This is a genomic window from Stenotrophomonas forensis, assembly GCF_028752115.1.
GTDB lineage: Bacteria > Pseudomonadota > Gammaproteobacteria > Xanthomonadales > Xanthomonadaceae > Stenotrophomonas > Stenotrophomonas forensis.
The window spans coordinates 1,581,054-1,593,909 of sequence record NZ_CP082270.1 but is presented as its reverse complement, the minus strand read 5'-3'; the positions used below and the strand labels follow the sequence as shown (position 1 = coordinate 1,593,909).

Genomic DNA, 12,856 nt, shown 5'->3' with positions numbered 1-12,856 from the left:
ATGGACACGTTACCCGTCGCCCGGCGAACGCGGCAAGTCATCACCGTCACACCATGGCCGTCATCCATCGGCGAAACTACGCGGGTGAACACCGGTCCCCCTCCCCCACTCCGACCATCCGCGCCGCAAGCGCGAGGCCTGCAGTGAGCGCTGCCTTCCCACCCAGCTGGTACGCCGCCAGCCTGCCCGAACCACCCGCGCTGCCCGCGCTGCGGGGCGATGTGCAGGCCGATGTAGCCGTGCTTGGCGCCGGCTATACCGGCCTGACCGCGGCACTGGAACTGGCGGCACGGGGCCAGCGGGTGGTCCTGCTGGAAGCACAGCGGATCGGCTGGGGCGCCTCCGGGCGCAACGGCGGGCAAGCGCTGGTTGGCTACGGCTGCGAGGTGGATGAGCTGGAGCGCCAGCTCGGCCGCGACGATGCCCGCCGCCTGTTCGACTGGTCGCGCGATGCGGTGCAGGCGATGCGCACGCGCATCGACCGCCATGGCATCGATTGCCACTGGGTGGAAGGCCACGCCAGCGTCGCCATCCGCGAGCGTCACGAGCGTGATCTGCGCGCCAACTGCGAGCACCTGCAGCGCCACTACGACTACCCCATGCAGTGGTGGGACCGTGACACCCTGCATGCGCAGCTGGACAGCCCGCGCTACCGCGCCGCGATGTTCGACCCGCTCAGCGCGCACCTTCAGCCGCTGGCCTATGCACGTGGCCTGGCCGATGCAGCACGTGCGGCCGGGGTGGTCATCCACGAGGATTCGCCCGTGGTGCGCATCCAGCGCGGCTCCCAACCCGCGCTGCACACGGCGCAGGGCAGCGTGCGCGCCGCGCATCTGGTGGTGGCCGGCAACGCGTGGCTGCAGGGCCTGTTGCCTGAGCTGGAACGACGGATCATGCCGGTCGGCACCTATATCGGTGCCAGCGCGCCACTGGGTGCGCAGCGCGCCCGCGCCCTGATCGGCAACAACATGGCCGTGGCCGACACCGCCTGGGCACTGGACTATTTCCGCCTCAGCCACGACCACCGCCTGCTGTTCGGCGGCCGCGCCAGTTATTCGGCCCTGCCCCCGCCCGGGCTGCACGGGGTGATGCAGCGGCGCATGCACCAGGTCTTCCCGCAACTGGCCGACGTGCCGCTGGAACAGGTCTGGGGCGGCTACGTGGACATTACCCGCAACCGCGCCCCGCACTGGGGCCGGCTGGATGGCAACCTGTACTTCGCGCAGGGGTTCTCGGGGCATGGCGTGGCCGCCGCCGGGCTGGCTGGCGAGGTCATCGCCGCCGCCATTGCGGGCCAGAGCGAGCGCCTGGACGTGTTCCAGCGCCTGCGGCATGCGCCCTTCCCGGGAGGGCGGCTGCTGCGGATGCCGCTGCTGGTCGCGGCGATGTCGTGGTACAAGCTGCGGGATGCGTTGTGGTAGCGGAACCCTTCCCAGCCACATAATCGGTGCAGGAGCTGGGGGAGCACGTGGATGCGGTGGTGGAAGGACGGCCTGCAGGTGAGGATACGGGTCAGCCCCGAGGGGCTGGCACTGGCGCTGCTCTATGCCTTCGCCTGCTGGGGCGCGCGCAAGCTGTCACTGGACCAGTTCTTCCTGCCTGCTGGCGTACGGGTGGCCGCACTGCTGCTGTGCCCGCCCCGGCTCTGGCCTTATCTGCTGATCGGTGAATACGCCTACTTCGCGCATCTACGCATCCCCCTGATCAGCAAATACAACCTGACCTGGGTGATCCTCGCCTCGGTGTTCCTGATGCCTGCCGTGATGCTGATCGTGCGGCTGCACCGGAAGCTGCAGGCACGCACCACGATCGTCGGCGTGATCTCCATTGCGGCATGCGCCGCGATGGTCATCAGCCTGCTGAACCTGGGGATCTCGTACCTGCTCTGGGAACCGTTGCACAACGCGTCATTCATCACCAACCTGCTGCGCTATGCGCTGGGCGACTTCACCGGCATCCTGATCCTGGCGCCTCTGGCTCTGCTGTGGATCCGCCGAGCCGAGGAAGAATGGACGGTCCGGTCCATTGCTGCCGTGGCAGGAGCACTCGCAGCCATGCTTGTCGTTGGCCTGCAGGCGACTCCGGTGTCTGCCTCGATCACGGCGCCTGGCTCACTGCAGTTGCTGTTAATCCTGCCTATTCCCGCGATCGCCCTGACCTGCCTGCTGGGATGGCGCGGTGCGGCCATCGGTGTCGCCGCCGTGAACATGATGCTTGGCCTGAGCGCCCCTGCCGACCATCCGACGGCATTCGACCCGGCCACGTTCGCTACCCAGCAGGCCATGGCCATCGCCAGCATCGCCCTGCTGCTGCTGGGCGCGCGCATCACCCACTTCCAGAGCCAGCATCGGTTGCGCGAGGAAGATGGCAGAGCAGCCCTGCTGCTTGCGCGGAACTCACACCTGGCCAGCGAGATGGACCTGCGTGAGCGTGCGGCCCATCTGCGCCAACTGGGCGATGGCATGGACCTGTCGCTGAACGAAATGGTGAACTGGCTGCATGCGCAGGGCCATCACGCTGTCGCAGACAGCCTGCGGCATACCTCGGAGGTGCATTCACGCCTGTTCCGGGCCCAGGCCAGCATGATCTATCCCGCCGCCCTGGAACGGCTGGGCCTGTACGTGGCCTTGCAGGCGGGTGGAGTGCGTGAGGCATGGAACGCCACGCATCGAATCGGGCAACCCAGGTTGATGGGTGACCCCTGCGCGCTCGGGGTAGGCTTGCAGCTTGCGGCCTACCGGCTTGTAGTTGATGCGGTATCACTTCTACTGAGATGCGAATCCGGACAAATTTCGGTCAGCATCCGCTGTGGATGTTTCGCCCGGAATCCGGGTGTATTCATCTGCGTAGCCCTCGTGGGTCGGAACGAATCTTTGGGAATCCGGACCACGGAACTGGCAAATGAGCAGTTGCTGGGCCGAATTCTTGTGCATGGTGGCCACATGGACATGAGTGGCAACAGACTCAGGATCGTATTGACGGAAGCGCGGGGAGGTTCCAGCCAGGCGAGCGCTACCGAAGCTTTGGGGGGACGTACATCCTCCATTGACCCAGGCGCTCCGCGGGCCGCAACCTGACTTCCTCATAGAAACGAGATGCAGATCACTACTCGAAGGTGATCTTTGTTCGGCACCGCCTTGCCCCCCCCGCCAAGGCGGTCCAGCTCGTGTGATTGCGCGCCCGTGCTTCTATGGATACTGTCACCCAATGGCGCGTTCAAACAAGCAATGGGGCCGCCGCCATGTCACGAGCATTGGAGGCTTGGGTTGAATTGGTGGAAGAGGGGAATTGAACTGACGTTCCGCGTGCGGCCCTTGGGGCTGGCGATTGCCGTGATGTACGCGATTACGTGTTGGGCCGCTTGGCGGGTTTCGCTGGACCAGTTTTACCTGCCTGCCGGCATTCGCGTAGCGGCTTTGCTTGTGTGTCCACCTCGCCTCTGGCCCTACCTGCTTATTGGCGAGTACGCGTACTTCGCACAACTGCGCTACCCGTTGATAGATGAGTATGGGCTGGCATGGGTAATCCTGGGTTCGGCATTCCTGCTGCCAGCCGTTGCTCTGGTTGTACATGCGCATCGAAAATTCATGACTGCCAGGGCAGATGGATGGCTGCTTTCGGTCGCGGTGTCAGCCGCAGTGATTGCTACTGCCCTCAAGCTTGGGCTGTCTCACTTGCTTTCAGAGAACCCTTCAAGCGTGCCGATTGCGACAAGGGCCGTACGCTTCGTCCTTGGTGACTACATTGCCATCCTGACGGTTGCGCCACTGGCGGTTCTCTGGAGCAGGCGCCATGCAATGGACGAATGGGGACGCTGGCGCTCTCCCCCGACTGTCGCCGCTCTTGCAGTGATGCTGGGACTGGGTCTGATTACCGCAATGGCCCCTGGCTTGTCGGATGCAAGCAAGACAAGTCTGCAGTTGACCATGGCGCTGCCCGTGATCGTGTTGACATGTATTCATGGCTGGCAGGGAGCAGCCGTTGGCGTCCCCCTGTTGAACATTCTCATTGCAGTGGTTACTCCTACATCCGGCCTCCTTGGCTCATACGATGAACGAACCTTCACGACGCAGCAGCTGATCGCCATTGCAGGAACCGGGCTGCTGGCACTCGGCTCACGCATCAGCCGGCACTATCATCAGCGGGGGCGTAGAGACGTAGACGGGCACCAGGCTGCACGACTATCAAGGTCCGCTCATATGGCGGGCGAAATGGATCTGCGGGAGCGTGCCCTGGATCTCAGGAGAATCGCGGATGACATTGAAGCTTCCTTGAGCAGGACAGCCGACCTGTTGAAGACACATGGCCATCACTCGCCGGCAGTGGATCTACTTCTCACATCCACCGCACATTCCCGCCAATTCCGCGAATTGACCAGCATGGTCTATCCGACCGAGGTCGAGCACGTCGGTCTCTACCTGGCCCTGCAGGTCAGCGGCATTCGTGAAAGCTGGAATCAGACACATAGGATCACATCCCCCTTCCTGACTGGGGATCCCTGCAAACTGAGTATTCCCTTGCAGTTGGCGGCCTACCGCACTCTCACCGAGGCCGTTTCATTGCTGCTCAAGCAGGAACAAGGACAGATCCAGATACGTGCTCGCTGTGGGAAATTGAAAGGGCAACAAGGAATTCTGCTCAGAATCGCTCTGCTGGACCGTGATCGCGATCTGCTACTCGACACAACACGTCTGGCTATTGAACGTCTGAGTTCCCGCGCACAAGCCTATGGAGGGAAAGTGCACTGCGAAGGGAACTGCGTACGTGTGCTGCTCCTGGAGACCGCAGCCAGCGGCGCGCAAAGCAGCATGCAGGCCGCCTGGGCAAGCCGAGCGGACATAGCCTGACTCTTGCCAGCCATCGGAACGGAAGGCCGGCACGATCAGATCATGGCAGGAGCCGCCCCCCCGGCTCCTGCTTCGTCGATATGCGCAATCGTGGCGCCAACGAGAGTGTCCTCAGCCTGCGGTATCCATAGACTCGACGACCCATACAGCGCTTGCACCTTCTCCATAGACAACCAACGAGAACTGAGCACTCTGGAACACCACGCGCCGGACAACCTTCTCGGGCAAACTCAGTCGATGCGAGGGCAAAGACACCTTAGCCGCACTCTTGCCAGCCGGCAGCGTCCAGAACGTGGCGTCGACATTTCCCACGATCAGCACGACCTGACCCGAGAGATCATTCACTTGGTAGTAACTGATCCCATCACGCTCGAACCCATAGACAAGCCAGTTTGGGTTCAAACTCAGATTCGTGGCTGCTGGCAGAGATTCTCCCAGACCGCTCCGAGCCATATGGATTCCGTTGTCGCCACTGGGGCAACACGCTGATGCGCTGAAAGCAGACACAGAAAGCAGGACAGCGGCAGGAAGCAACACTCGCAGTTCAGAAAATCTCACGCTCACCCCCATGGATGGTTGGAATGACAGCTCCAGGCAATTCCGTTTCGCCACCCCACGACTGGATGGCGCTCGACCTCGCTTGAAGGGTTCCTTCGTTCGACGCAGCCGTGTCCAATGCACCAGTAGGGGTGGCGCGACCCAGCATAACCATGCCGCGCCGTGAGCGCCATGAAGGGAGTGCGTTCGAATCTCACCCTGTTGTCCTAGAGATTCCCGGCGAACTGACCCGAACCAGGCAGGGCAGATATGTCCACAACCGAGGGCTCCGGCTAAAGTTGCACCCGAAACTGCCGCTATCCGTGCCGAGCCCTCCCTCGTGAGCCACCGCATCATGCCCGTGCTGCCGCAGGCCGCCGTCGATGGCGACCTGGCCGATCCGCTGCCACAGCGGATCCTGCTGGTCGAAAACTCCCGTGCTTTCACTGGCATGCTGCGCGAGGCCATCGAGCAACGCCTGGAACTGCCGGTGGTGATCGCCTCCACCCTGGCCGAGGCCGACCGCCTGCTGAGCGAGGATGGGGGCTGGTTCCTGGTGCTGACCGGGCTGGTGCTGGCCGACGGCGACCGCGATGCGGTGGTCGAGTTCTTCCTCAAGCGCGGCCTGCCGACCGTGGTGGTCAGCAGCGTCTACGATGAAGACCTGCGCAAGCGCGTGCTGCAGCAGCAGATCATCGACTACGTGCTGAAGAACACCCCTGGCAGCATCGATTACCTGGTCTGGCTGGTGCAGCGGCTGGAGCGCAACCGTCGCATCGCGGCGCTGGTGGTGGACGATTCGCCCTCCGCGCGCGGCTACGCCGCCGCCCTGCTGCGCATGTATGGCCATGAGGTGCACGAGGCCGCCGACGGCAACGAAGGCCTGGCCGCGATCGAGGCGCATCCGGCGATCCGCCTGGCGGTGGTCGACCAGGAGATGCCCGGCATGCAGGGCGTGGAATTCACCCGCCGCCTGCGTACCCTGCGCTCGCGCGACAAGGTGGCGGTGATCGGCATCTCCGGCAATACCGATGCGTCACTGATCCCGCGCTTCCTGAAGAACGGCGCCAACGACTTCCTGCGCAAGCCCTTCTCGCGCGAGGAGTTCTTCTGCCGGGTCTCGCAGAACGTGGACCAGCTGGAACTGATCGGCACCCTGCAGGACCTGGCCACCCGCGATTTCCTCACCGGCCTACCCAACCGCCGTTGTTTCCTTGAGCAGAGCCAGCGCCAGCTGCCGCAGCTGCAGCTGCACGGCCAATGCGTGGCGGTGGCGATGATCGACATCGACCACTTCAAGCACATCAACGACACCTACGGCCACGAAGCCGGCGACGATGCGCTGCGCGCGGTAGCCGGCGCGGTGGCCGCGCACGCGCGCAGCCAGGACCTGATCGCGCGCTTCGGTGGCGAGGAGTTCTGCCTGCTGGTGCCTGACATGGAACAGGACGAGGCGCTGCTGTACTTCGAGGAACTGCGCCAGCGCATCGCCGCGCTGGAAGTGGACATCGGCTCGGCCACCCTGCGCATGACCGTCAGCATCGGCCTGTGCTGCCTGCGCCCGCAGCGTGATGCGCTGCACCGGCTGATCTCCGAGGCCGACCGCCAGCTGTACCTGGCCAAGGCCGGCGGCCGCAACCGGGTCAGCTGTACCACCATGGCCAGTCCGTTGCGCCCACGCGAGCCCGCCCTGCCCTGACCGGCACGCCTTGATCCAGATCAACGCCGCCCGCGCGCCGCGGTTCTACAGTCGGCCCCGACATACGCATGAAGGGGAGCCGGGGATGGCACTACTGGTCTGGCAGGACGATCTGAACATCGGCATCGAGGTGATCGATCAGCAACACCGCCGCATCATCGAGATGCTCAACCACCTGCACGTGGCCCAGGCCAGCATGCAGCGTGCGGCGGTGGGCGAAGTGATCGATGAAGTGGTCGACTACACCATGTCGCACTTCGCGTTCGAGGAAGAGCTGATGGAGGAGGCGGGTTATCCGTTCTGTGCCGCGCACAAGCGTGTGCATGAGGTCTTCATCAAGCGCGTGGCCGAGTACCGGCTGCGTTTCCAGGCCGGCGAGGACATCAGCGACGAGCTGCGCACCATGCTGTCGCGCTGGCTGTTCAACCACATCCGTGGCGATGACCAGGCCTACGCCGAGCAGGTCAAGGCGCACCTGAACCAGTTCGCCCGCGAGCACCAGGGCGGCGGCTGGCTGGGGCGCACGCTCAAGCGCTTCTTTGGTTGAGCCGCAGTGCGCGCCGGTGCAGCGCCACCAGCGCGCACAGGGTGGCCACCGCAGTCAGGCACAGGTAGTAACCCACCGCGACCAGGCCGAAGTGTTCGGCCAACCACGTGGCCAGGTACGGTGCCGGGGCCGCACCCAGAATGCCGGCCAGGTTGAATGACAGCGACGCCCCGGTATAGCGCACCTCCACCGGGTAGATCTCGGCCAGGAAGGTGCCGCACGGCCCGTAGGTCAGGCCCATCAGGAACAGGCCCAGGCACAGGAAGCCGGTGACCAGCCACGGGCTGTGCGGCTGGAACAGCGGTGCGAACAGCACGCCGAATCCGACGATCAGCACGCTGGCCACGATCATCGTGCGGCGCGTGCCCCAGCGGTCGCCATAGCGTGCCGACAGCGGGATGCCCAGTGCGAAGAACAACATGCCGGCCATCTGCATCAGCAGGAACTGTTCGCGGCTGTAGCCCAGCACCGCGGTGCCATGGCCGAGGCTGAACACCGTCATCAGGTAGAACAGCACGAAGGTGGCGAACGCCCCCAACGTGCCCAGCAGCATCGGCACCGGGTGGTCTCGCAGCACCGTCAGCATCGGCAGCCGCACCGGCGCCTTGCGTTCCAGCGCCTTCTTGAAGTCGGGGGTCTCGTGGATGTTCAGGCGCACCCACAGGCCAAGGCCGACCAGCAGCGCGCTGGCCACGAACGGAATGCGCCAGCCCCACTGCAGGAAGTCGTCCTGGCTCAGGCAGCGGCCCAGCACCAGGAAGATGCCGGCTGACAGCAGGAAGCCGAGCGGCGCACCCAGCTGCGGGAACATGCCGTACCAGGCGCGCTTGCCCGGCGGCGCGTTCTCGGTGGCCAGCAGCACCGCCCCGCCCCACTCGCCGCCCAGGCCCAGACCCTGGCCGAACCGGCACAGCGCCAGCAGTGCAGGTGCCCACAGGCCGATCTGCGCATGGGTCGGCAGCAGGCCGATCAGTACCGTGGACAGGCCCATGGTCAGCAGTGCGGCCACCAGGGTGGCCTTGCGGCCGATACGGTCACCGAAGTGGCCGAACACCGCCGAGCCCACCGGCCGGGCGATGAACGCCACCGCGAAGGTCGCCAGTGACTGCAGCAGTGCCGCCTGTTCGCTGCTGTCCGGGAAGAACAGGTGCGGGAACACCAGCACCGCGGCCGTGGCGTAGATGTAGAAGTCGAAGAACTCAATGGTGGTGCCGATCAGGCTGGCCAGCAGGACGCGGCGGGGGGAATTCACGGGCGGTGCGGCAGCGCGGGTCGTCGACATCGGCAACACGGGTAACGGTGGATCGCCCGATTCTGCCACGGGCCGGTGGCCACACGGGGCAATGGTTTCAGCCGACACCGATGCCAACGAAATTTTTCGGGCCGCCCGCTAGGCTGCGCCACCGGTCCCTGCATGGATGCCTTGCCGATGGCTGCAGTTGCGTTGTCGTGGTCCGATTCGCCGAAGCTGCCGCGCATGGCGGCGTGGCTGGTGGTACTGCTGGTGCATGGCCTGATGGCGCTGTGGTTGTGGGGCAGTGGCCGGATCGTGCTGCGTGCTGACGATGGCGCACGGATCTCGTTGCGCTGGCTGCCACCGGAGCTGCCGGCGCCGGCGCCGTCACTTCCGGCGTTGCCCTCCGTACCGATGACACGCCGGGCTGCATCGGTGAAGCCCCACCCTGCCCCGATTGCGCAGGCGGAGACCGCCCTGCCCGCCGAAGGGGCACCGGCGGCTGAGGCTCCGCTGATCCTGGGCCTGCCTGCGGGCAGCATCGAGGGTGGCGATGGCATCAGCGCGGCGGGGGTGGCGCCACGCCTGATCGGTCGCCGCGAGGTGCATGCTGCGTTCGCACCGCGCCGCAACCATTTCCGCATCCGCCGGCAGATGACCCCGGAGCAGATCGTGCACGGCGTGGCGCAGCTGCTGGGGCTGTGGCCGCCCGGGTATATCGTCGACCCTTGCGAGCTGGGGAAGCAGGATATGGACTATTTCCAGAATGCGGTTGAAGAGGCCGATCGCGACCTGCTGCGTGCTGCGGTCCTGCAGGTGAGTGCACGCTGCCGGTAATCTGCATTCCGCGAACGGCAGTCGAGCAAGCTCGCCTCTACTCAAACGCGGCGCTTCCGTAGCGTCGAGCTTGCTCGACGGCTTTTGCCCTTCTGCATCTCGCGGAGAGCAGTCGAGCGTGGCTCGACTCTACAGAAGCGCGGGCAACTCCGACGCTACAACTGGATCCAGGTGGCCTTGATCTCGCTGTACTTGTCGAACGCGTGCAAGGATTTGTCGCGCCCATTGCCCGACTGCTTGTAGCCACCGAAGGGGGCGGTCATGTCGCCGCCATCCCAGCCGTTCACCCATACGCTGCCGGCGCGCAGCTGGCGTGCAACGCGATGCGCGCGACCAAGATCACGTGTCCACAGGCCGGCGGCCAATCCATAGCGGCTGTCGTTGGCCAGGCGCACGGCTTCGGCTTCGTCATCGAAACCCAGAACGGCCAGGACCGGCCCGAACACTTCCTCGCGTGCCAGGGCCTGCTCAGGCCGCACCTGGTCGAACACGGTGGGCTGCACATAGCAGCCGCCCGCTTCCACCTCGGCGCGATGACCGCCCAGCAGCAATCGGGCGCCCTCGCCTTCGGCACGCGCGATATCGCCCATCACCTTGTCCAGATGCGCGGCATCGACCAGCGCGCCCATCGGTGCGTCGGCTTCCAGCGGGTGGCGCGGCTGCATGTGCTGGCCATAGGCCACCACCTGGTGGACGAAATCCTCGCGGATCGAGCGTTGCACCAGCAGCCGCGAACCGGCGGTGCAGACTTCCCCCTGGTTGAAGAAGATGCCCTGCGCCACGCCCTTGGCCGCCGCATCGAGGTCCGGGGCGTCTGCGAACACCACGTGCGGGCTCTTGCCGCCGCATTCCAGCCAGACCCGCTTGAGGTTGGATCGGCCAGAGTATTCCAGCAGCTTCGCGCCAGTGGCGGTGGAGCCGGTGAAGGCCAGCACGTCCACGTCCATGTGCAGGGCCAGCGGTTCGCCGACGCGCGCTCCATGGCCGGGCAACACGTTCAGAACCCCGTCCGGCAGGCCCGCTTCGGCGGCCAGTGCCGCCAGCCGCAGCGCCGACAATGGCGACCGCTCGGAAGGCTTGAGCACCACCGAGTTGCCCATCGCCAGCGCCGGCGCGATCTTCCAGCAGGCCATCAGCAACGGGAAATTCCACGGCACGATGGCCGCCACCACGCCGGCGGCCTCGCGCGTGACCAGCCCCAGTTCGTGCGGGCCGGTGGGCGCGATCTCCCCGTACAGCTTGTCCACCGCTTCGGCGGTCCAGCTCAGGCAGCGCACCACGCCGGGCAGGTCGATGCGCCGCGCATCGCGTACCGGCTTGCCCATGTCCAGGGTTTCCAGCAGGGCCAGTTCGTCGGCGTGTTTTTCCACCAGCGCGGCCAGCGCCAGCAGCACGCGCTTGCGATGCGCCGGGCTGGCCTGCGACCAGTGGCCCGCATCGAAGGAGCGGCGGGCCGCCAGCACGGCACGCTCCACGTCCTGCGCGTCGCAGTCGGCGACCGCACCCAGCACCCGACCGTCGATGGGGCTGATGCAGTCGAAGCGGGCGCCGCTGGCAGCGTCGACCTGGCGGCCGTCGATGAAGGCCTGGCCGGGTATCGACAGCTGGAGTGCCAGCGCCTGCCAGTGGCTGCGGTCGGGGAAATCGGCCATGGGACACTCCTGCAATCAACCAGCCTTGCTTATACCGGGGCCGCCGCGACTTCGCCGTGACGCAGCTGCGCTACATTCGTCGCATCGCACCCGATGGAGCTGGCATGAAGCGTCCCGAAAGCGACCTGCACGACCTGGCCACCCAGCGCCCCGAGTCCCTGGACGCGTACTGGATGCCATTCACCGCCAATCGCCAGTACAAGGCGGCGCCGCGTGTACTGGTACGCGCCGAGGGCATGCACTACGAAGATGTCGATGGCCGCCCGATCCTCGACGGTACCGCCGGCCTGTGGTGCTGCAACGCCGGCCACGCGCGGCCACGCATCGTCGAGGCCATCGTCGAGCAGGCCCGCACGCTCGACTATTCACCGGCCTTCCAGATGGGCTCGCCGCCGGCCTTCGCACTGGCGCAGCGGCTGGCCGCACTGGCGCCGGCCGCGCTCAACCATGTGTTCTTCACCAGCTCCGGGTCCGAGGCGGTGGACACCGCGATGAAGATCGCGCTGGCCTACCACCGCCAGCGCGGCGAGGGCCAGCGCACCCGCTTCATCAGCCGCGAGAAGGCCTACCACGGGGTCGGCTTCGGCGGCATGGCTCTGGGCGGCCTGCCCAACAACCGCAGGGCATTCGGCCTGCAGCTGGGCGGCGTGGACTACCTGCGCCACACCCTGGACCTGCAGCGCAATGCGTTCAGCAAGGGCCTGCCACGCCAGGGCGCGGAGCTGGCCGATGACCTGGAACGGCTGATTGCGCTGCACGATGCCTCGACCATTGCCGCGGTGTTCGTTGAACCCATCGCCGGTTCGGCCGGGGTGATCCTGCCCGCACCGGGTTACCTGCAGCGGCTGCGCGAGCTGTGCGACCACCACGGCATCCTGCTGGTGTTCGATGAAGTGATCACCGGCTTCGGCCGGGTCGGCATGCCCTTTGCCGCGCAGCGTTTCGGGGTCACCCCGGACCTGCTGACCTTCGCCAAGGCGGTCAGCAACGGTGCGGTGCCGCTGGGCGGCGTGCTGGCCAGCGATGCGGTGCATGCCGCGTTGATGCAGGCGCCCCCGCAGGCGATCGAGCTGTTCCACGGCTACACCTATTCGGGCCATCCGCTGGCCTGCGCAGCGGCGCTGGCCACGCTGGAGGTCTATGCCGAGGAGCGCCTGTTCGAGCGCGCCATCGAGCTGGGTGAATACTGGCAGGAGCGGTTGCACGCCCTGCAGGGGCTGCCCAACGTGATCGATATCCGCAACTTCGGGCTGGTCGGTGCGGTGGAGCTGGCGCCACGCCGCGACACCCCCGGCAGCCGCGGCTACGAGGTGTTCCGCCGCTGCTTCCACGACGGCCGGCTGCTGGTGCGCTGTACCGGCGACATCATCGCGCTGTCGCCGCCATTGATCGTGGACAAGCCGCAGATCGACCAGATCACCGGCATCCTCGGCGAGATGATCCGGGCCACCGCCTGAGCCCGGGCCGGTGGTGGCGAGCAGGTACAATGGGCGGTTCCGCTCC

10 protein-coding genes are annotated in these 12,856 nt (G+C 65.9%); 7 read left to right on the top strand and 3 right to left on the bottom strand.

All coding sequences use genetic code 11. The features are described from left to right. Positions 1-143 precede the first annotated feature (143 nt). The 3 genes from K5L94_RS07435 to K5L94_RS07425 all read left to right on the top strand — a co-directional run bounded on the left by K5L94_RS07435 (position 144) and on the right by K5L94_RS07425 (position 4,847). Complete coding sequence (locus K5L94_RS07435; RefSeq protein ID WP_053509850.1) at positions 144-1,421, top strand: NAD(P)/FAD-dependent oxidoreductase; 1,278 nt, start codon at positions 144-146, stop codon at positions 1,419-1,421. 51 nt (positions 1,422-1,472) lie between these two features. Continuing rightward, the gene (locus K5L94_RS07430; protein WP_274512385.1) at positions 1,473-3,077 is read left to right on the top strand and encodes an MASE1 domain-containing protein; all 1,605 of its coding nucleotides are present in this window, start codon (positions 1,473-1,475) and stop codon (positions 3,075-3,077) included. A 189-nt stretch (positions 3,078-3,266) separates the two neighbouring features. Then, on the top strand, positions 3,267-4,847 hold the full coding sequence (locus K5L94_RS07425; RefSeq protein ID WP_274512384.1) for an MASE1 domain-containing protein: 1,581 nt from the start codon (positions 3,267-3,269) through the stop codon (positions 4,845-4,847). Between the two features lie 111 nt (positions 4,848-4,958). Here the strand turns inward: K5L94_RS07425 and K5L94_RS07420 are convergent, their stop codons facing one another. Beyond that, positions 4,959-5,249, bottom strand: a complete 291-nt coding sequence (locus tag K5L94_RS07420; protein WP_238581863.1) for a hypothetical protein — start codon at positions 5,247-5,249, stop codon at positions 4,959-4,961. Between the two features lie 490 nt (positions 5,250-5,739). Between K5L94_RS07420 and K5L94_RS07415 the strand changes: the two genes are divergently transcribed. After that, the gene (locus K5L94_RS07415; RefSeq protein WP_006429166.1) at positions 5,740-7,083 is read left to right on the top strand and encodes a diguanylate cyclase; all 1,344 of its coding nucleotides are present in this window, start codon (positions 5,740-5,742) and stop codon (positions 7,081-7,083) included. Between the two features lie 85 nt (positions 7,084-7,168). Further along, a complete protein-coding gene (locus K5L94_RS07410) occupies positions 7,169-7,630 on the top strand; it encodes a bacteriohemerythrin (protein ID WP_053449260.1) in 462 nt (153 codons plus the stop codon). Here the strand turns inward: K5L94_RS07410 and K5L94_RS07405 are convergent. Further along, a complete protein-coding gene (locus K5L94_RS07405) occupies positions 7,611-8,912 on the bottom strand; it encodes an MFS transporter (RefSeq protein ID WP_049458212.1) in 1,302 nt (433 codons plus the stop codon). The two genes, K5L94_RS07410 and K5L94_RS07405, sit on opposite strands and share 20 nt — an antisense overlap. A gap of 147 nt (positions 8,913-9,059) precedes the next feature. Here K5L94_RS07405 and K5L94_RS07400 point away from each other — a divergent pair, with 147 nt between their 5' ends. After that, entirely contained in the window at positions 9,060-9,701 is a 642-nt protein-coding gene (locus K5L94_RS07400; protein ID WP_274512383.1) for a hypothetical protein, read from the top strand. A 155-nt stretch (positions 9,702-9,856) separates the two neighbouring features. Here K5L94_RS07400 and K5L94_RS07395 read toward each other — a convergent pair whose 3' ends face one another. After that, on the bottom strand, positions 9,857-11,353 hold the full coding sequence (locus K5L94_RS07395) for an aldehyde dehydrogenase (RefSeq protein ID WP_180878294.1): 1,497 nt from the start codon (positions 11,351-11,353) through the stop codon (positions 9,857-9,859). A gap of 104 nt (positions 11,354-11,457) precedes the next feature. Here K5L94_RS07395 and aptA point away from each other — a divergent pair, with 104 nt between their 5' ends. Further along, positions 11,458-12,810, top strand: a complete 1,353-nt coding sequence (gene aptA / locus K5L94_RS07390; protein ID WP_049458209.1) for an omega-aminotransferase AptA — start codon at positions 11,458-11,460, stop codon at positions 12,808-12,810. Positions 12,811-12,856: the final 46 nt, after the last annotated feature.